Consider the following 21,371-nt stretch of genomic DNA (forward strand, 5'->3'; position numbering starts at 1 on the left):
ATTTATAATGTTATTGAATACTATTATAGATTTTTTATATTGAAATTTAAAATGCTATAAGAATCAATTATTATAAATTTGAAAAGAATTACAACAATAATCATTTAATCTTAATTTATCTGCAATGGAAAATAACAGTCTTAAAACCACGAATCCTCATGGATCGAGTTCTAATGGATTGGATGCCAGCATGTGTCCTTTTCTAAATGGTGCCCATAAAGAAGGTGCCGGTGGTGGAACATCGAACAGAGATTGGTGGCCAAATCAATTGAAGTTGAATATCCTCCGTCAACATTCTTCATTATCTAATCCTATGGAGGAAGCATTCGATTATGCTGAAGAATTTAAGTCATTGGATTTAGAGGCAGTTAAGAAAGATCTTTATGCATTGATGACTGATTCTCAAGATTGGTGGCCGGCAGATTACGGGCACTATGGTCCTCTTTTTATACGTATGGCCTGGCATAGTGCGGGTACCTATAGAATTTCAGATGGTAGAGGTGGAGGAGGTTCAGGAACACAACGTTTCGCTCCTTTGAATAGCTGGCCTGATAATGGAAACCTAGACAAAGCTAGATTACTACTTTGGCCAATCAAACAAAAATACGGTAAGAAGATATCGTGGGCAGACCTTATGATTTTGGCGGGAAATTGCGCATTAGAATCTATGGGGTTCAAAACTTTTGGTTTTGCAGGAGGTAGAGAAGATATATGGGAGCCTGAAGAAGATATCTACTGGGGTTCGGAGACCGAGTGGCTAGGAGATAAAAGATATGAGGGGGATAGAGAACTTGAAAATCCTTTGGGAGCGGTTCAAATGGGATTGATCTATGTGAATCCAGAGGGTCCAAATGGAAATCCTGATCCAATGGCATCAGGGAGAGATATTCGCGAAACCTTTGGGCGTATGGCGATGAATGATTATGAAACTGTTGCTCTTGTAGCCGGTGGACATACCTTTGGAAAAGCCCATGGAGCTGCAGATCCCGATAAGTATGTAGGAAGAGAACCAGCGGGGGCAAGTATAGAGGAGCAGAGTTTAGGGTGGAAAAATACCTTTGGTAGTGGTCATGGTGATGATACGATTACAAGCGGTATAGAAGGTGCTTGGACACCAAATCCAACCAAATGGGATCATGATTATTTTGATGTTCTTTTTGGATACGAATGGGAATTGACAAAAAGCCCAGCTGGTGCACATCAATGGAAACCTACAGAAGCTTCTGCTGCTAGAAAAGCACCAATGGCACATGATGCTTCAAAATCTCAGGATCTGATGATGACAACTGCAGATATGGCGTTGAGAATAGATCCAGAATACATCAAAATCTCAAAACATTTTCAGAATAATCCAGAAGAGTTCGCAGATGCTTTCGCTCGCGCATGGTATAAGCTTACACATAGAGATATGGGGCCAGTATCTCGTTATCTAGGACCAGAAGTACCACAGGAAGAATTAATTTGGCAAGATCCAATTCCTGCTGGGACTGCTACTTTGATAAATGATCAAGATGTAGCAAGTTTGAAAGCAAATGTCTTAGCTTCAGGATTGTCTATTTCAGAATTAGTAGGAACAGCTTGGGCATCAGCGTCAACTTTTAGAGGTTCTGATAAGCGTGGTGGAGCCAATGGAGCTCGTATACAATTAGCTCCTCAAAAAGATTGGGAGGTAAATAACCCAACTCAACTCGCTAAAGTATTGGATATACTTGGACGTATTAAAGATGAATTTAATAGTGGACAATCAGACAAACAAGTTTCTTTGGCAGATTTGATCGTTATTGCAGGAAATGCAGGGGTAGAGCAAGCAGCAAAAAATGCAGGTCATGATGTTACTGTGCCTTTTACTCCAGGAAGAGGAGATGCTACACAAATACAAACAGATGTAGAATCCTTCGCTGTTTTAGAGCCTAGAGCAGATGGTTTCCGTAATTATATCAAAGGAAAATATCAAGTCTCTGCAGAAGAAATGCTGGTAGACAAAGCACAGTTGTTAACGCTAACCTCTCCTGAGATGACGGTATTAGTAGGTGGGTTACGAGTGTTGAATACCAATTTTGATGGTTCTACGCACGGTGTGTTTACCAAAAGAACGGATGCGCTTACCAATGATTTCTTTACGAATTTATTAGATCTAAGTACAACTTGGAGTGCAACTTCAGACGCACAAGAAGTATTTGAAGGAAAAGATCGTAGAACTGGTGAAGTAAAATGGACTGGGACACGTGTGGATCTTATATTTGGTTCAAACACAGAACTACGTGCCATTGCAGAAGTGTATGGCTCTTCTGATGCTGAGAAGAAGTTCGTAAATCATTTTGTTGCGGCTTGGCACAAGGTGATGGAATTAGATCGTTTTGATTTAGCATAAGTTTTAATGATATAAAGTAGTAAATTTAGCAGGTGGGACTTTTTGAGTTACCACCTGCTTTTAGAAATGAGTACTAAATTATAGCGATACTACATGGAAGATATTTTTAACGCAATTCGTTCAGGAAATACAAATACTGTACAATCAATTTTAGATCAAGATCCAAATTTGGTAAATACAAAAGATCAAAGAGGATCTACACCTTTACTACTTGCTACATATTACGGTAATGAGGATGTTACCAAAATTGTGTTGAGTCATCAACCAAATATCAATACTCAGGACGCCTCAGGAAATACCGCTCTAATGGGGGTATGTTTTAAAGGGTATTATGCAATAGCCAAGTTGCTAATTGAAGCTGGAGGAGATGTAAATGCCAAAAATTATAACGAAGCTACAGCACTTATTTATGCAGCTACTTTTGGTCACAAGGATATCGTAAAATTATTAATAGATAATGGTGCCGATATCAATGCAAAAGATAATAATGGATATACTGCCGCTATGCATGCAAAAGATCAAGGCTTAGAAATAGCCGAGCTAAATACTTAGTTTTTTGAATAACACTAATAGTACATATAGCATTAAATCTGTCAATATTCGCACTACAGATTTGCGTAGAAGATTGCTAATGTCATCTTCTGCGGTAGCCATTTTTGAAGCTTTCCTAAAAGAAAGTATAGGAGAAGAAGTATTGGTAGTAAACACCAACATTGGTATGGAAGTATATTACTATTCCAAAAATGACTACAGCACTTTTATTCGAGAAAGTATTCTACTATATACCATTAAATATATTGATCAGTCGAAATTAAAATTTAAAAATCTCCTTACTCGCGAAGAAGTATATCAAAGCTTTTGTGAAGCATTGATGACTTTTGCACAGTATCCTCAAGTTTTTTTGGCGTACACCAAAAAGTTTATTCATCTTAAAGAGAAGAATGAAACTAGTAAATACGTTTTTCCTATTTTGAACGGTTTTTTTGAAGAAGTTCTTAAGTTTTTGACAGAAACTGGAAAAATGCCTCACTACGAAAAGATAAAGAGAGCAAAAAATCAAATCAAGAAACCAGATCCCGATGATCTTATTATAAAAGATCTGATCTCAGAAATTTTATTGAAAAAACATTACAATTAAAACTTCGATTAAGTGTTGTTTTGATCAATTTTTTTGAGCTAATTCTTTAGAATTGACGTTTTTAGCGTTTAAGTGTCTACTATTCATCGATTTTCGTGATGACTATGATCTATCGATAAGGGGGGATTTTCCCCTTGTTTTGCAATAATTTCTTACAAAATAGTATGGAAATCCTCAATTTCCGTACGTATTTTCTTTCTTTAAAAAAATTAACATTTCGCCGAAATACCAATATCTATCGGTGAATGGGAAGGTTTTAAAACAATGACATAAATATATTACGGTTTTTCCGTATCTGTTTTTGAAATGGAATTTCTAATTTTAAATAAATCGATTTAACACACATAAAATCATCGTACTCAAGTAGATAAGCTTTTCGTCAAAATGTTAAAAAAATCTTCTGCGCCCCTGGAAGAATAGTTTAACAAAAAGCTTCAAAGATTGAAGCATCCCAAATACATTACGAATGAAAGCTACAAGAAAAATCGGTTACCCTAAGAATTTTTTTACAACAATTAGATTAAGTTTTTTAGAATTAAATAAGTACATCATTTCAGAAAAAATATTGCCTTTATTTTTTAAATGGATGTTACTTTCTTTTTATATACTTATAATGTCTTCCTGTGAAGCAAACGAAGATACGCATCCAGAGGATATTTCTAACTTTATGTTGATAGAAAATCCTGAAAAAGTAATCAAAGTTAATTTGTTCTACGTAGAATCAGAGACTTCTATTCATCAATCAGACTATCACCTGGACGAAGCAGAGTTTTTTGAATACTTAAATGGTTATTACTTTCACAGATACGGTATTGGTTTAGAATTGGCACAATCAAAATCTTTGGTTAACAATGAATTGTATGATTTAAGAGATAATAGAGGAGGTGAGCCAAGTACATTTTTTATGCAATGTGCAGATTCTTATGAAAAAGACAAGATAAACATTTACATCATCAAGAGATCAAATATTATTGGAATAGCTGGAATGGGAAGAAGCCAGAGAGTATTATTAACCTATGAAAACCTATTTACTTCTACAAGTCCACACGAAATTGGTCATGCTCTTGGATTGTTTCACGACGATGAAACAGTAAATATTATGAGCACAACTTTGGATAAACAATCAAGAAAACACTTCAACCACGTACAAGAGGAGAAAATGAAAAAGAGAATAGATATGATAAACACCAATAATGCGCTATAATTACTGGTGTTTATGTTAATGTTGTAGCTTTCCCTAGCTTTTAGAACTCCGCGTTAAGTGGAGTTCTTGGGTAAGGGATAACGTCTCTAATATTACCCATACCTGTAACAAACTGAACCATACGTTCAAAACCAAGTCCAAATCCGCTATGTACACAGGTTCCAAATCGACGAGTATCTAGATACCACCATAATTCTTCTTCAGGAATATCCAGAGCAGCCATTTTTTCTTTTAAGACATCCAAACGTTCTTCTCGTTGAGATCCTCCAACCATCTCACCGATACCCGGGAATAAAATGTCCATGGCTCGTACTGTCTTTCCATCTTCGTTCAAACGCATGTAAAATGCTTTGATGTCAGCTGGATAATCAAACAAAATTACTGGGCATTTAAAATGCTTTTCAACCAAGTATCTCTCGTGCTCACTTTGCAAATCTGCTCCCCATCCATCAATCGGAAATTTGAATTTCTTCTTTTTGTTGGGTTTAGAGTTTTGAAGTATTTCGATTGCTTCGGTGTAACTCACTCTTTTGAAGTTGTTCTCCAAAACAAACTTTAGTTTATCTCTAAGTAACATTTCTGCACGTTCTGCCTGAGGTTTTTGTTTGTCTTCCTGAACCAATCTGTTCTCTAAGAACGCCAAATCATCCTGACAGTTATCCAATACATATTGAATGATGTATTTGATAAAATCTTCTGCCAAATCCATGTTTCCGTCCAGATCACAAAAAGCAACTTCTGGCTCGATCATCCAAAACTCTGCAAGGTGTCTCGATGTATTCGAGTTTTCTGCTCTAAAAGTTGGGCCAAAAGTATACACTTGTCCCAATCCCATGGCATAGGTTTCTGCCTCTAGCTGACCAGAAACGGTAAGATTGGTTTCGCGTCCAAAAAAGTCTTGCTTATAATCGATTTCACCATCTTCTGTTTGCGGAACGTTTTTAAGATCAAAGTTAGTCACCTTAAAAGCTTCACCAGCTCCTTCAGCATCACTTCCTGTAATTACTGGAGTATGCACATAATAAAAATCATTTTTCTGAAAATACTCGTGCACCGCAAAAGATAACTTAGAGCGCATACGCATAATAGCACCAAAAGTATTGGTGCGTACTCTTAAGTGCGCTTGCTCTCTTAGTTTTTCCAGAGAGTGACGTTTTGGTGAAAGAATCGTAAGTTTTAATTCCTCTGGATCCGCATCACCTTCAATCTCTAATTCTGAAACTTGAATCTCTACACGCTGTCCTTTACCCTGGCTTTCTACCAAAGTTCCTGTGATCGACACTGCAGCACCAATAGTTATTCTATTTTGGATTGCAGCTTCAACCGTATTGTCTTCTAAAACACACTGAATATTATTAATAGTTGATCCATCATTGATCGCTATAAAACGATCGTTACGAAAAGAACGAACCCAGCCTTTTACCATTACCGGCTGTAATAGTTTATCACTTTGTAGTACCTCTATTACTTTAGTATGTTTCATTGTAATCTAATTTCTTGTAATTAAATGCTCTTCGAATACTCTTTTAAAAAAGTATTCTTTAGAAAATTAAGTTAGCAAAGATAAATTTTTAATCGGATTGAAGCATCATCAAATGAATTCAAAAAATCATTTTTGAACGTAAATTCTTTGGGTATTCTTTTTGATACTACCAAAGATGTTGTCACATATGATAGATATTGTCGTTTTTTTGATACTGTGATGATATCTAAAAGTTATAAAAAGTCATGATTTGGGGTAAAAAAACGAATAATACGGTCTTTTAGATAATGAAGAGAGAGTTTTGATATTCTTGAAGAATATTTCAAGATATTGAAAATCAGTAGTTTTTGAGGTTTTTGTTAATTTTTACTTGTTTAAATAATGTTAAAATTCATGCATATTGATAAAAAAGGGGATTTTTCCCCCCTAGAGGCTATTTTAAAATACGAAAAGGGGCAGTATCTTGCATATGCAATTATGACGATTGTGTTTACGTTAAGTTTAGTTCGATAGGTTTTGGGGTAATCTATCTTACAGAAGTCCCGTTAGTTTACTAACGGGGCTTTTTTTATGAAGTCATTTTATTATTTATTCTTCTTCAGAATTGGCGATTTCTTCCTCGTTAGGGATAATTTTTAGTTTAGGCTCTTTTAGCGTTTTCTTGTTGGCAATACTTCGTTCTAACGAAAGGAGTAGTGATGGAAGTAGCAACAAATTGGCAAGCATCGCAAAAAGCAAGGTGGTAGATACCAAACCTCCTAAAGCTTTAGTGCCTCCAAAACTGGAGATTAAGAACACCGAAAACCCAAAAAACAGAACCGTAGAGGTATAAAACATACTTACCCCGGTTTCTCTTAGGGATGCTAAAACAGATTTTCGTATTCTCCAATGATTGGATTTTAATTCTTGACGATATTTGGCAAGAAAATGTATAGTGTCATCTACAGATATTCCAAATGCTATACTAAATACAAGAATGGTAGAGGGTTTTATTGGTACCCCTATGAATCCCATAAGTCCAGCAGTCATCAGCAGCGGAAGCAAGTTGGGGATTAATGAGATGATAATCATTTTAAAAGATCTAAACATCCACGCCATAAATAGCGCAATCAAAAATATAGCAAGACCTAGGGAGAATATCAGATTATATACAAGATATTTTGTTCCTTTCTGGAAAACTAAGGCCTTACCCGTGAAAGTGATGGTATATCGATCTTCAGGAAATATTTTTGCTATTTGGGGTAAAAGAGCGGCTTCGATGCGTTCCATCTCTTCGGTACCCACATCCTTCATAAAAGTAGTGATTCTTGCATACTGCCCTGTAGAATCTACATAGCTTTGCATGACTCCGGCTTCAGATTCGAAGCTTTTTGCATAGGGAAGGATAAAATTTCGTTCCTGACTGGTCGGTAATTGATAATATTTTGGATTACCGTTGTAAAAAGCCTGTTTAGAGTATTTTACTAAGCTAACAATAGAGATCGGTTTGGATAACTCTGGAGTCTCTTCCAACAGTACTTGTAGCTTCTCCATTCGCTTCAACGTAGGAAGTTTTAAAACTCCTTGTTTTCTTTTGGTATCTACCAATATTTCCAAAGGCATGATACCATCAAACTCTTGTTCAAAAAATAGAATATCCTGAAAAAAACCTGCACCCTTTGGCATGTCTTCGAGTAAACTACCCGATACTTTGATCGTATAAATCCCGATAATACTAGCAATCAAAATAATAACCGAAGAAAAATAAATGGTAACTCTTCTGTTTTTTACCATATTCTCCATCCAATCTACAAGCCTTTCTATCCATCGCTTACCTAAGTGCTTTAGATGTCGTTCTTTGGGTTGCGGCATATAGCTGTAAATTATAGTAATAACCAAAAGGCAAAGAATAAATAGGGCTACAATATTAAGTGATGCAACGATTCCGAACTCCTTTAAAAGTTTACTTTCTGTCAAGGCAAAAGTGGCAAAACCAGCTGCAGTAGTTACATTGGTCATTAGGGTGGCATTTCCTACTTTGGTAATGACACGTTGTAACGATTTGGCCTTATTCCCATGTTTTTTTATCTCTTGTTGATACTTATTGATTAAGAAAATACAATTCGGAATACCGATTACAATTACCAAGGGTGGAATAATAGCAGTAAGCACTGTGATTTCATACTCCAGAAGACCCAAAAGACCAAATGCCCACATCACTCCAATGATTACAGCTGTCATCGATATGAATGTTGCTCTAAATGACCTAAAGAAAAAGAAAAAGATGAGAGAAGTTACCAGCAAGGCCGCAATGATGAAAATTAAAATTTCATCCATTATGTTTTGCGAATTCAAGGTGCGTATGTAAGGCATGCCAGAGACCTTAATATCCAGGTCGTATTTTGCTTCAAAATCCTGAACCATGGGTTGCAGGGTATTCATAATGAAATCCTTTCTTACGGGAGTGTTTACTATTTCTTTATCGAGATATAAAGCACTTTGGATCGTGTGTGAATTTTTGCTAAACACTAAGCCTTCATAAAAAGGTAGCTTATTAAAAAGCTCATATTCATATTTAGAAACTTGCTCTTCAGAGTAGGTCGAGTCTTTTATAAAAGGAATTAGCTCGAATCTTGGAGGATTGTCTTCTTTCTTTAATTTTTTGAGATCCCCAATAGAAACTACCAAATCAATTTCTGGGAAAGCTTTAAAGGATTCATTAAACGCATTCCAGGCTTTTAATTTCTCGGGAGTAAAAAGTGTACTGTCTTTTACAGCCAAAACGATCAGATTCCCTTCTTCACCAAACTTATCAAGAAATTGTTTGTATTGTATATTTACTTCGTGGTCATCGGGTAGGAGGTTGGCTTCGGTATAAGAAAATCTCATGTTTTTCCATTGAAATCCGAGAAAAACGGTGATCCCTATTATTACAATAAAAATTGCGGCTCTGTTACGGAGGATGATTCCAGCTAGCGCATTCCAAAAACCAAAACTGAATAATTTTGCCATTCCTTTATTTTCCAGATGCAAATGTAATGATTTGGATAGTTATTGTTTACGAATTCGTGTAAAGAAAATACTTAATTTCTAAAATAATTACAGTTTCAAATAGAATGTGAACTTAAACGAAATGTTATCTGCAACATCGGGTAAGTGGTAGGCTCCATATCGATAAGCAAAACTCAAACCAAAACCGGCGAATAATTTATTGATTTCAAAACCAGATTCCTGATATAGATCTTCCAAAGAAGTAAACTCAACTCCCTGATGGTTTTGAATATTGCTCACATCACCCAAAGCATATCGGGTAATAAAAACTACCTCAGGTTTAAACCAACTTGTGATTCTAACAGGTTCAATTCTGTGTTTGATCTGTAAAGTGGCGAGTCTGTCACTAAAAAATTCACCAAAAAACATGGTCTCAAATGTTCTTCTCCCTGCCACCGAAAAACGTTGTAAAACAGTTTCTTTTGTTGGTGCATTGGGATATGCATGATACAGATGTGTTAACGGGACATCGCCAGTGGCTAAATCTCCTTCCAGTAAAATACTGGTACTGGATTGATTGATACGGTTGATAATGTATTCTGCCTTGATTCCTATTTTGCTATACCTAAAATTACTATCAAATATGCCCTTAAATCCTTGGGTATATTGTGCTGTAATCTTGGGATATCCGTCCTGAATTTCCTTAAGGCCCGTTGGGGTTTTCAAAAAACGACTGAAAGGACTCCATCGCAATGCAAGAGTAGCTTCAGCGGTTTTATACCCAGAAAAAGCAGTTCCATCGTTTATAAATTGATAACCTCCCGTTTGATTAATGTTGCTTACCGAGAGTTGGGTTTCAGAAAGCAGTTTGGGTGATATTTGATGTTGTAAACTTGTGCTCCAGGTTCGGTGTTTGTAATAGAAATCGATGTTGACTAATCGAGGTTCGAATAATGAGTAGACCCTGCGATCGGTTAGGTACATAAAACTTCCTACCTCTCTGATGTCGTCTGTGTAATTGACATTCAACCAGGAAGTGGTTTTTTTGTTTACCAATACTCCACCACCAACTCCAAATTTGGATTTTGAATCTCTAAATCCATATACCAGATAGCCTTCTAGTCTGAATCGATCAGATAATTTATTATTTGTTAATCCGCCTACTCCTAGACGCAATCCTTCAAAATTGTTGTATTTGATAGGGTAGGTAAGATCAAAATCAAAAAAACCTACAGGATAATACCCTACATTGAAACTTTGAATAACATTAATCCTGCGTTTTATATTCTGAGCCTTTACGATACTATCTACTACAGGGAAAGAATTAAGGTCTTTGTCGGTTATAGCACTTGTTCGATATTGATTCCAAAATTCTTCAGATCGATGATTCGCCTCTGGATCAATTTTTATAGCAGGTAAAGTTGAGGTAACGTCGTTATCACTCGTATTTAGCTTGATATCAAAAATATCTGTCTTCGAGACTAAGAAATCATTGTTCCCGGTAAAACTTTTTTTGTCGATACCTAAGCGTCCTACCGAAATTCTTCCTCCAAAAAGCGTCACTTTTTGCCTTCCGTTACCTGGTCTTATCGTAATTTCTTTACTAGTAGGAAACCAACTTTCCTGTTCCTTAAAATAATTGAAATCATGCCTGGCCATTACATTAAGCTCTCCTCGTAGCTCAATGATTGCTTTTTGAACAGCTAAAGTTTTTACATCCAGATATAATACTCCTTCTAGACTGGCATAGTTTTTTGATTTTCTAGGCTTAAACAAAATCACGAAGGCAGGATGTTCATCCTGGGTGGTGTCGAGCACTTTGTAGTAATAGTTACGAAGTGCTCTATTGGATAAAGGACCAATAAATTTATTGTTGAAAATAGTGTAATCTTCGTTGTATAACGAATTGGATTGCACTTTGATTCCAAGAACATTATAAACGGGTTCTTCAAAACCGGTCATTCGGGTAGCTAGAACGGTTTCTTTTTCTTCTAACCCTTTTCTGAAATGATGGTTACTTACTTTTTCGGATAAAAAGGAATGGGCTTCATTAAAAATACGTTCTATATCACTTCGGGCGGTATCCTGGGTTTTTAATAAGGCTTGATTGTCTTCGGTAATCTTAAACTTATTGTAGCTTTTGTAGGAGTAATTTTGAAGTGATTTTTTGGGATCGTTTTGCTTTTTTCTTTGGATTGCTTCTTTGATGATTTTGGCGGCTACATTTTCTTGATCTTTGACATTTACCGTACCCAGATCTTCTTCGGCAGCTACCAGGCTTACCCTTACATTTTCTTTATCTTCTGCAGTAACTTGTATGGTTTTGGGTTGATAGCCCAAATAGCTTACGGTTAGCTTAACCGGGGTAGTTTTACAACGTATTACAAACTCTCCATTCACCGAGGTCAGGGCGTAAGAAGCTCTTTCAGTTTTTACAGTGGCAAAAGGAAGGGGTTGCTTAGATACTTCGTCAATTACAATTCCTCTAATGCTAACTTGGGATATGACGACAAAGTGCGTAAAAAATAAAAAACAAAATAATTTACTTCGCATTATAAGGACGAGGTTCAAAAAAACGAATATACAAAAAAGCGTTTCCATATAGAAAACGCATTAAGATATTATTATCGTATATCATAAGAGTTATACGGTCATGATTTCTTTCTCTTTGTGAGATAGCATTTCATCTATCTTCTTGATATAGGCGTCAGTAAGCTCCTGAACATCCACTTCGGTGTTCTTGGCCATATCTTCTGAAAGCCCTTCTTTTTCGAGCTTTTTGATTTCATTATTGGCGTTTTTTCGATCATTACGAACACCAACTTTAGAATCTTCAGCTTCAGATTTGGCTTGCTTTACTAGTTCTCTACGACGCTCCTCAGTAAGTGGCGGAACATTGATAATCACACTTTCCCCGTTATTCATTGGGTTAAACCCAAGATTGGCCATCATGATCCCTTTTTCTATCTCTGGTATCAAAGATTTTTCAAAAGGTTGGATAGTAATAGTTCGTGCATCCGGAGTGGTAACATTTCCTACCTGATTAAGTGGAGTAGGAGAACCGTAATATTCAACCAAAACTCCACCCAGCATAGCAGGAGAAGCTTTTCCGGCTCTAATATTAAGTAGTTTTTTTTCTAGATGCGCTATTGCTGCTTGCATAGATTCTTTTGTTGAATCCAGAATAAAATCTATTTCTTCGTTCATAGTTCGATGCTTTTCTATTAACCAATCAAAAGTCTTACCAAAAACAACTTTGATGAGATGGTTTGTGATTTTAAAGATTTACTTGAGTACCAACTGCTTCTCCAGAAACAACCTTTAATAAATTTCCGGATTTGTTCATATCAAAAACAATAATTGGCAATTCGTTTTCTTGACTTAGTGTAAATGCAGTGGTGTCCATTACTTTTAGTCCTTTGCTTAATACGTCATCAAAAGTGATAAAATCGAATTTTGTGGCGTCCGCATTTTTCTCAGGATCTGAGGTGTATATTCCATCTACACGTGTTCCTTTCAGGATCACATCTGCATTGATTTCTATGGCTCTTAATACAGCAGCAGAGTCTGTGGTAAAATAAGGGTTACCGGTTCCTCCACCAAAAATAACAACTCTTCCTTTTTCTAGGTGACGTAATGCTCTTCGTCTAATAAAAGGTTCTGCTACTTCATTGATCTTTACTGCAGATTGTAGTCTTGTCGGGATTTCGGCATCTTCTAAGGCACTTTGTAAAGCTAAACCGTTAATAACAGTGGCTAACATTCCCATATGATCTGCCTGCACTCTGTCCATTCCTTTACTGGCTCCTGCTACACCTCTAAAAATATTACCTCCACCAATTACGATGGCTACCTGAACACCTCTGTCTATAATTTTTTTGATTTCATCAGCGTATTCTGCCAATCGTTTGGGGTCAATACCATATTGGCGTTCACCCATCAGGGCCTCGCCAGATAACTTAAGTAATATTCTTTTGTATTTCATTGCTGTTTTGAACTGTGCTGCAAATATAATGATATTATCAATTTAGAAAATACTTTGGTTAATAAAGGTAAAGCTTTCTAAAATAATTCTGAAATGTTAAAGTTTACTGGTTTCTATAAAAAAAAGGGTGTTTTTCCCCTGCAATGGGTATTGATCTGTGCTGATTTATGTTATAGGTTTGCGGTAAGGAAAACAAAAAAGTGTAGGGATGAGAAATATTTTGATGTAGTCTTTAAGCTTTTTTAGGCTAATGGGGGTTAGTCTTAATAATGGGGGATAAGATCTTAGGATCTTATAAGTTAAAAGACGGAAAAGATATTTCAATAATGAAGAAGAAAAAAACCGCTTCAAATCTGAAGCGGTTTTTATTTTTTATGAAGTCAAAAACTAATGACTATCCTAAAGCTACTCTTTCAAAACCAACAACGCTTACATCTCCTAATGTTTTCACATAGTCTGCAACGCTTTGCTTACCGTCTTTGATAAACGCTTGGTTTACTAGTGTGTTATCTTTAAAGAAACGTTTGATTTTACCTTTTGCAATGTTGTCAAGCATTTCTTCTGGCTTTCCTTCCTGACGTAGTTGATCTTTTGCAATCTCGATTTCTTTGTCGATTACAGATTGGTCAACACCATCTTCGTTTAATGCCACTGGGTTCATCGCTGCAGCTTGCATAGCCACATCTTTTGCAACAGCATCAGCACCATCAGCACTTTGAGATAAACCAGTTAATACACCAATTTTGTTACCTGCATGGATATATGATCCTACAAATGGAGCTTCTAATATTCTGAAATCACCGATTTCTATTTTTTCTCCAATCACACCTGTTTGCTCAGTTAATTTATCCTGAACAGAGATCCCATTAAAGTCTTTTGCAAGTAAATCTTCTTTTGAAGAAGCAGTTAAAGCTAATTCTGCAAGTTCGTGTGCCAAAGAAACGAAAGTTTCGTTTTTCCCTACGAAGTCAGTTTCGCAGTTTAGAGAAACGATTACTCCTTTGTTCTTAGAGTCGTTTACTTTTGCAATAACAGCACCTTCAGTAGATTCTCTGTCAGCTCTGTTTGCAGCAACTTTTTGTCCTTTTTTTCTTAGGATTTCAATTGCTTTATCAAAATCACCTTCAGCTTCTACAAGTGCTTTTTTGCAATCCATCATTCCAGCACCTGTCGCTTTTCTTAATTTATTTACTTCTGCGGCTGTAATCTTTGCCATACCTTTAAAATTTAATGTGTAATGTGTTTTTTTAATAAACAACAAGTCGTTTAGTTATTACTGCAAAAGTAAAGAACCAAACGACTCGTCAATTTTATGTTATGGTTAAGAATTATATGATACTTAACCTGTAACTGTAAAGATTGCTAAACGATATTTTCGTTTATTCTTCTTCTTGTTTTGCAGCTTCAGCTACTACTGCAGCTTCCTCTTTTGCAGGAGCTTCTTTTTTGGCAGGAGCTTCTTTTTTAGGCGCGTCTTTTGAAGCTTTTCTTTCGTTCAAACCTTCAACAATAGCATCCGTAACGTAGTCCATTACTTTATTGATAGACTTTGAAGCATCATCATTTGCAGGGATTACAAAGTCAACCTGACGTGGGTCAGAATTTGTATCCACCATTGCAAAAATAGGAATGTTTAATTTCTGAGCTTCTTTTACTGCGATGTGCTCGCGAGTAATATCTACAACAAATAGGGCTCCAGGTAAACGAGTCATATCAGAGATAGAACCAAGGTTCTTTTCTAATTTTGCTCTTAAACGATCTACCTGTAAACGCTCTTTTTTGGATAGTGTGTTGAAAGTACCATCTTTCTTCATTCTATCGATTGCAGCCATTTTCTTAACGGCTTTACGGATAGTTACAAAGTTAGTAAGCATTCCACCTGGCCATCTTTCAGTAATGTATGGCTGGTTTGCTTTACTTGCTTTTTCCGCAACGATTTCTTTAGCTTGTTTCTTTGTCGCAACAAAAAGAATTTTTCTGCCGGACGCTGCGATTTTCTTTAAAGCTTCAGAAGCTTCTTCAATCTTTGCAGCAGTTTTATATAGATTAATGATGTGGATTCCATTACGCTCCATATAAATATATGGTGCCATGTTAGGGTCCCATCTTCTTGTTAGGTGTCCAAAGTGTACACCTGCATCAAGTAACTCTTTTACTTCGATATTGTTTGCCATTTTTGTAATAGTTTACGTTCTGTTGAATTAGCAATGCTCAAGTGGCTATCTTTTGATATGGCCTCGTGCATTTAGATGCTAAACTAACCCTCGATAAAAACGAGGTAACAACAAATACAGTTTTATTAAATTAACGTTTAGAGAACTGGAATTTCTTACGCGCTTTCTTCTGACCGAATTTCTTACGCTCTACCATTCTAGGATCTCTGGTTAACAATCCTTCTGGTTTAAGGATTGATCTGTTTTCTTCATCTAGTTCGCATACCGCTCTAGAGATAGCTAAACGAACTGCTTCAGCTTGACCTGTAATTCCACCACCGTAAACGTTTACATTTACATCGTACTTGTCCTCATTGCTAGTTAGCATTAGAGGTTGGTTTACTTTGTACTGTAAAGGAGCGGTAGTAAAGTAGTCGTTAAGATCTTTTTTGTTAACCGTAATTTTTCCAGAGCCATCTTTAAGATATACTCTAGCTACAGCCGTTTTTCTACGACCAATTTTGTGAATAACTTCCATTACTTAAATTCGTTTAAGTTAACAGTTTTAGGCTGCTGAGCGTCCTGATTGTGCTCCGCTCCAGCATATACCTTTAAATTACGGAATAAAGCAGCTCCTAATTTGTTTTTAGGTAGCATTCCTTTTACCGCTTTTTCGATTAAACGCTCTGGGTTCTTTTCGTATAACTCCTGAGCAGTAAGACTTCTTTGCCCTCCAGGATATCCTGTGTGACGGATATAAGATTTATCAGTCCACTTTTTTCCTGTTAAGTTGATTTTTTCGGCATTGGTAATGATAACATTATCACCGCAATCAACGTGTGGGGTAAAGTTAGGTTTGTGCTTTCCTCTAAGTAGTTTTGCAACTACAGAAGATAGACGTCCTAAAGTCTGTCCTTCAGCATCTATGTGCAACCATTCCTTATTCACGGTGCCTTGATTAGCAGATACTGTTTTGTAACTTAATGTGTCCACACTAATTAATTTTACTTATTAAACATTCCTTTTCCTATATAAAATAGGGGTGCAAATGTACGATTATATATTTATATAGCAAACCTCAGATTCAGATTATTTTTATTAGATGATACATTGGTAATCAGAGATGTGAGTGTGAATGGAATTAATTATTGGATTTCATCAACGGATACGCCTGTTTCGGTGTTAATTTTTTACTAAAAAACAACGGCATGTGTGACAAAGCTCAATTATTTCTGTCATTTTTAAGTACATCAATCAATAAACATCTAATCATCATGAAATATGTGACCCATATTTTAGTACTTTTCGTATTGGTACATTTTACCTCTTATTCACAAGATTCGACAAGTACAGTTAAGAAAAGAATTTACGTTACCAAACCGCTCAAAGATCGGGAACCTCCTACAATAGACGGACAAATAGATGACGCCAGTTGGGACATTGTAGAATGGACAGGAGATTTTATCGAAAATCAACCCGATGAAAATACGCCGCCTTCTCAACAGACCAAATTTAAAATAGTGTATGATCAAAAATACCTTTATGTAGCGTATCGGTGTTTTGATACCGAGCCTGATAAAATTGAGAAACGACTATCTCGTCGAGATGGTTTTGCAGGTGACTGGGTAGAAATTAACCTGGATACCTACCACGACAAAAGAACTGGTTTTTCATTTACTATAACAGCTTCAGGTGTAAAAGGAGATGAGTTTATTTCTCAAAATGGAAATAATTGGGATGGCAGTTGGAATCCGATTTGGTACACAGCTACACAAATCGATGATGAAGGATGGACGGCTGAAGTGAAAATTCCTTTAAGTCAGGTAAAGTTTGGTAAGAGTAAAGAACAAATCTGGGGACTTCAAGTTAATCGTCGTTTTTTTAGAAACGAAGAACGTTCGGTTTGGCAGCGAATTCCGCAAGATGCTCCGGGTTGGGTAAGCGAATTTGGAGAGCTACATGGGTTGATCGATATCGAACCACAAAAACAACTAGAAATTCAGCCTTTTGCCGTAACACAGTTTGATACCTTTCCGGCAGAAGAGGGGAATCCGTTTAGAGATGGAGAAGAATTTAAACTAAATGGCGGGCTTGATGCTAAAATTGGAATCACCAATGATCTTACCTTGGACTTGACTGTAAATCCTGATTTCGGACAAGTAGAAGCGGATCCTGCAGCCATTGCGCTCGATGGATTTCAGATCTTCTTCAGAGAACAACGACCCTTTTTTGTGGAGAACAAAAATATATTTGACTATCGTTTTGCCAATGGATTTGATAACGTCTTTTATTCCCGAAGAATCGGAAGAAATCCTCAGGGATCTATAAACCAACTGGATGGTGAATTTATAGATAGGCCTACTAATACCACTATTCTTGGTGCAGCTAAGTTTAGTGGGAAAACTAAAAATGGATGGTCTATTGGAGTATTAGAAAGTATCACGGAAAGAGAGATTGCCACCATCCAAGATGAGGATGGAAATAGAAGAGAAGCCGTAGTGGAACCTCTTACCAATTATTTTGTAGGACGGGTTCAAAAAGATTTCAACGAACGCAATACATTTATAGGAGGGATTTTTACAGCTACAAATCGGGATTTGGGAGATCCTTTCGAAATAGATAGTGATGATCCTAATACAGATGAGACTTCTGAGTTAGTGGGTACAAGAGAAAATAATCTGAACGCCCTTCGAAAATCTGCTTACTCCGGGGGTGTAGATTTTAGACATAACTGGAAAGATAGAAAGTATTATATAGAAGGAAATATGGTGCTTAGTCATGTCGAAGGATCCAAAGAGGCAATTGAAGCAACACAGCAAGAGCTTACGCATAACTTTCAACGACCAGATGCGGGTCATGTAGAGGTTGATCCAAATAGAACTTCGTTAACAGGTACCGGAGGTAAACTAGTAGGAGGGAAATCTGGTGGTGGACGTTGGAGATATAATGCGGGGGTTTTTTGGAGATCACCAGAATTAGAACTTAATGATATTGGATTTTTGAGACAGGCAGACGAAATTCGTCAGTTTGCGAATGTTCGATATTTGTTTTTGAAACCTACAAAGTTGTATCGAAGGGCAAATATTTTTGCCGAACAGTTTTCAACTTTTGATTTTGATGGAAACTACAATCGTATCCAATATTTTATTCGAGGTGAAATAAATTACATTAATAACTGGTGGACCGAAGCTGGATTTGGACATAAACCAAGGATTTTTTCGAATACTATTTTACAAGGAGGGCCAAGATGGCGATTCTCTGAAGAAAACTTCGCTTTTCTGTTTTTTGGCTCGGATAGAAGGAAAAAGTTTAGCTTCACGTTGGGGTATGATGGGTCGAGAGCTAAACAGAACAACTTCTCTTTTAATCGATATGTTGTGCGACTCAATTATCAACCGTTTAATGCGTTGAGCTTATCTCTTAATCCACAGTTCAGGCAAAATCCTAATAAAACGCAGTATGTGACCGAGGTCGATTTTGGTGGAACTCCTAGGTATATCACGGCAAATATTGATCAACAAACCTTAAGCGCCAGTATTAGGGTAAATTATAACATCAATCCAAATTTAACGATACAATATTATGGTGAGCCTTTTATTTCGAGAGGAAGGTATACAGACTTTAACTTTGTTAATAATCCCGTTGCCAAAGACCTTGCTGAACGAGTTACATTGTATGATCAGGATCAGATCTCTTTTGCCGATGATGAATATTCGATAGACGAAAACCGAGATGGTGATGTGGATTATACTTTTGGTAATCCTGATTTTGCTTTTGTGCAGTTTCGTTCTAACCTGGTGCTACGATGGGAGTATATACCGGGGTCTGAAATATTTTTGGTTTGGTCTCAGGGCGTAACAGGAAGTGGAGACCCAGGGGAGCATCTTTTTCGGAATTTAAATAATCAAATTCTGGATAAACAACCCGAAAATACTTTTTTGATTAAAGCGACGTATAGGTTTGTGCTTTAAGTTTTTTAAAAAGCATTTTTAAAACATATATTGCGGCACTCTAGATTGTTGCAATATGAAATACTTTTACATTCTTCTGTTGGTTGGTATCATATCTTGTAATACTTCAAAGCCAACAGAAGAAAAAATAATACCCGATCCCAAACCTCAAATTTCAGAAAAGGAATCATTATCATTTTTTTTGGAGCATTATGAAAAGTTCTTTGCTACCAATTTTAATGTTTCAGAATGTCCAGGTGCAGCTGTAGTTATAGTGAAGGACTCTACAGTAATCTACAAAAAAGGGTTTGGTGTAAAAGAGATTCATACTCAAGATTCCGTGGGGGTCAATACTGTTTTTAGAATAGCAAGTCTCTCCAAGGGAGTGACTGCGGTTCTTGCCGGTAATCTAGCGGATCGTAATGAAATCACCTGGGATCAGAACATTAAAGAAACGGTAACTTCATTTGATCTTAGAGATAGGGAACAGGCCAAAAGATTAAATGTAAACCATGTGTTGTCACATACTACAGGTTTGTATCCATATACCTATACCAGGTTGATTCAGCAAGGAATGAATCTGGATCAGATTATTAAAAACTTCAAGAGAAAAGGAGTGGTTGCTCGCGAAGGTGTAGAATATGAATATCAAAATGCGATGTTTTCTGTGATCGAGAAGGTAATGGAGCAAAACACAGGAACACCATTTGAAGCACTGCTGAAAGATCGTATTTTTAATCCAGCGGGCATGAAAACAGCTTCAAGTAGTTTTGAAGCCATCAAAAACAATCCCGATGTTGCTTTACCGCATAGTTATAACCATTATTCAAAAAAATATCGATTAGATAATCTACATAAGAACTACTACAACGTAGCCGCTGCAGGAGGAATAAATGCCTCGATATCTGATATGGGGGAGTATCTTAAGGTTTTGTTGGGGTATCACCCAGATGTGATTTCAAAAGACAAGCTTACAGAGATTTTTAATCCTGTGATCTGTACTAGCGATAAAGACACCTATGTAAACCTATGGGAAGGGGTTACTGATTCGTATTATGCTATGGGTTGGAGGATTCTGGATTATCACAACAGGAGAGTCATCTATCATGGGGGTAATGTGAATCAGTACAAAACCCAAATAATGGTAGATCCCGAAAACAACATAGGAATCTGTGTGTTGTTTAATGGACCAAATCCATTTAACGGTCCAGTGATTCCTACTTTCTTAAATTATTATGACTTCTATCTTGATCTGAGAAATAGGTAAATCCTTATGAGAGCCAATTACCCTCATAAGGATTTCATAATGATATTGCTTTAGACAAAGATTTTATAATTTAAAATAGTATTAATTGGGATCTGCATTTCCAATGTTTTCTAAAACGATAATATCTACTTCTCCAGAAATTTTGATATCATTGCCGGTTTCATTGTTTTCTCCCGACACATCAAATGAGAAGGAGAATGTAAGTTGATTTGTTTCATCATTAAAATTAAAGTTCTCGATACTTAAATTTTCTATTGCTTCTCCTTCAAAATTATCATTTAGCTGTAGTATTCTGTTATCATCAAAGATGATATTGTAATTATCAAAATTTAGTAAAAAATCAAAGGATTCATTTTGGCTTCCAGAATTGATAGCTTTTAGTGTAAAACTAACAGAAGAACCTTGGAGATTACTTTCTGGAGGTCCCAAAAATCTAATTATGGAAAAGGCTATACTAGGTTCATTTGGATTTGTTGTAAATGAATTAAATTCTCTTAATGAATTAGCGTCGACTGCTGTAAATTTGAAAATGTTAGTGTCTGTAAATGAAGTATTATTATCTGGCCTTATCCCGGTATAATTGATAGTAATGTCTCCAAATGCTAATAATTCATCGAAACCAACACCATTCTGTCCATCCTGTCCATTTTGTCCATCTTGTCCATTTTGTCCGTCGATTCCATCAATACCGTCGATTCCATCAATACCATCTAGTCCGGGTAGTCCATCTTCTCCTTCGCAGTTGGTAAAGAAGAATCCTACACTTAGTATTAAAAATAGCTTGAAAATATGATTTGTATTTTTCATTATGTTTATTGTGATTTTTAAAGAACGTTCATTTTGTTGGAGC

16 protein-coding genes are annotated in these 21,371 nt (G+C 36.4%); 6 read left to right on the forward strand and 10 right to left on the reverse strand.

The genetic code is table 11. From position 1 onward, the window contains the following. Window positions 1-124: 124 nt before the first annotated feature. The 4 genes from katG to ACXAGJ_RS19745 all read left to right on the forward strand — a co-directional run bounded on the left by katG (window position 125) and on the right by ACXAGJ_RS19745 (window position 4,713). The gene (katG, locus tag ACXAGJ_RS19730; protein ID WP_474842242.1) at window positions 125-2,371 is read left to right on the forward strand and encodes a catalase/peroxidase HPI; all 2,247 of its coding nucleotides are present in this window, start codon (window positions 125-127) and stop codon (window positions 2,369-2,371) included. A 93-nt stretch (window positions 2,372-2,464) separates the two neighbouring features. Continuing rightward, window positions 2,465-2,923 carry an ankyrin repeat domain-containing protein gene (locus tag ACXAGJ_RS19735; protein WP_474842244.1) on the forward strand — a complete coding sequence of 153 codons (459 nt, stop codon included), beginning with the start codon at window positions 2,465-2,467 and terminating at the stop codon, window positions 2,921-2,923. A gap of 4 nt (window positions 2,924-2,927) precedes the next feature. Further along, window positions 2,928-3,509, forward strand: coding sequence for a hypothetical protein (locus ACXAGJ_RS19740; RefSeq protein ID WP_474842245.1), 582 nt, complete (start codon window positions 2,928-2,930; stop codon window positions 3,507-3,509). A gap of 466 nt (window positions 3,510-3,975) precedes the next feature. Beyond that, entirely contained in the window at window positions 3,976-4,713 is a 738-nt protein-coding gene (locus tag ACXAGJ_RS19745; RefSeq protein ID WP_474842247.1) for a matrixin family metalloprotease, read from the forward strand. Window positions 4,714-4,753: 40 nt separating this feature from the next. On the opposite strand, the gene asnS is transcribed toward ACXAGJ_RS19745, so the two are convergent. The 9 genes from asnS to rplM all read right to left on the reverse strand — a co-directional run bounded on the left by asnS (window position 4,754) and on the right by rplM (window position 16,297). Then, window positions 4,754-6,196, reverse strand: coding sequence for an asparagine--tRNA ligase (gene asnS / locus ACXAGJ_RS19750; protein WP_073315674.1), 1,443 nt, complete (start codon window positions 6,194-6,196; stop codon window positions 4,754-4,756). A gap of 588 nt (window positions 6,197-6,784) precedes the next feature. Next, window positions 6,785-9,187: an efflux RND transporter permease subunit gene (locus ACXAGJ_RS19755; protein WP_474842249.1), complete on the reverse strand. Its 2,403-nt coding sequence runs from the start codon at window positions 9,185-9,187 to the stop codon at window positions 6,785-6,787. A gap of 87 nt (window positions 9,188-9,274) precedes the next feature. Then, window positions 9,275-11,719 carry a DUF5686 family protein gene (locus ACXAGJ_RS19760; protein ID WP_474842251.1) on the reverse strand — a complete coding sequence of 815 codons (2,445 nt, stop codon included), beginning with the start codon at window positions 11,717-11,719 and terminating at the stop codon, window positions 9,275-9,277. A gap of 90 nt (window positions 11,720-11,809) precedes the next feature. Then, the gene (gene frr / locus ACXAGJ_RS19765) at window positions 11,810-12,373 is read right to left on the reverse strand and encodes a ribosome recycling factor (protein WP_073315672.1); all 564 of its coding nucleotides are present in this window, start codon (window positions 12,371-12,373) and stop codon (window positions 11,810-11,812) included. A gap of 70 nt (window positions 12,374-12,443) precedes the next feature. Continuing rightward, window positions 12,444-13,151, reverse strand: coding sequence for a UMP kinase (gene pyrH, locus ACXAGJ_RS19770; RefSeq protein WP_073315671.1), 708 nt, complete (start codon window positions 13,149-13,151; stop codon window positions 12,444-12,446). A 394-nt stretch (window positions 13,152-13,545) separates the two neighbouring features. Further along, window positions 13,546-14,367 (reverse strand): translation elongation factor Ts, encoded by an 822-nt coding sequence (gene tsf, locus ACXAGJ_RS19775; protein ID WP_073315670.1) that lies wholly within the window; start codon window positions 14,365-14,367, stop codon window positions 13,546-13,548. A 163-nt stretch (window positions 14,368-14,530) separates the two neighbouring features. Further along, the gene (rpsB, locus tag ACXAGJ_RS19780; RefSeq protein ID WP_073315669.1) at window positions 14,531-15,325 is read right to left on the reverse strand and encodes a 30S ribosomal protein S2; all 795 of its coding nucleotides are present in this window, start codon (window positions 15,323-15,325) and stop codon (window positions 14,531-14,533) included. Window positions 15,326-15,455: 130 nt separating this feature from the next. Next, window positions 15,456-15,842, reverse strand: a complete 387-nt coding sequence (gene rpsI / locus ACXAGJ_RS19785) for a 30S ribosomal protein S9 (RefSeq protein ID WP_474842254.1) — start codon at window positions 15,840-15,842, stop codon at window positions 15,456-15,458. Then, complete coding sequence (rplM, locus tag ACXAGJ_RS19790) at window positions 15,842-16,297, reverse strand: 50S ribosomal protein L13 (RefSeq protein WP_474842256.1); 456 nt, start codon at window positions 16,295-16,297, stop codon at window positions 15,842-15,844. The genes rpsI and rplM overlap by 1 nt, the downstream gene beginning before the upstream one ends. A 281-nt stretch (window positions 16,298-16,578) precedes the next feature. Here rplM and ACXAGJ_RS19795 point away from each other — a divergent pair, with 281 nt between their 5' ends. Continuing rightward, a complete protein-coding gene (locus ACXAGJ_RS19795; RefSeq protein ID WP_474842258.1) occupies window positions 16,579-19,275 on the forward strand; it encodes a DUF5916 domain-containing protein in 2,697 nt (898 codons plus the stop codon). A gap of 55 nt (window positions 19,276-19,330) precedes the next feature. Further along, a complete protein-coding gene (locus ACXAGJ_RS19800) occupies window positions 19,331-20,521 on the forward strand; it encodes a serine hydrolase domain-containing protein (protein WP_474842260.1) in 1,191 nt (396 codons plus the stop codon). An 81-nt stretch (window positions 20,522-20,602) separates the two neighbouring features. On the opposite strand, the gene ACXAGJ_RS19805 is transcribed toward ACXAGJ_RS19800, so the two are convergent. Next, on the reverse strand, window positions 20,603-21,328 hold the full coding sequence (locus tag ACXAGJ_RS19805; protein ID WP_474842262.1) for a hypothetical protein: 726 nt from the start codon (window positions 21,326-21,328) through the stop codon (window positions 20,603-20,605). Window positions 21,329-21,371 lie beyond the last annotated feature (43 nt).

Source organism: Aquimarina sp. AWH4_224 (assembly GCF_056160245.1).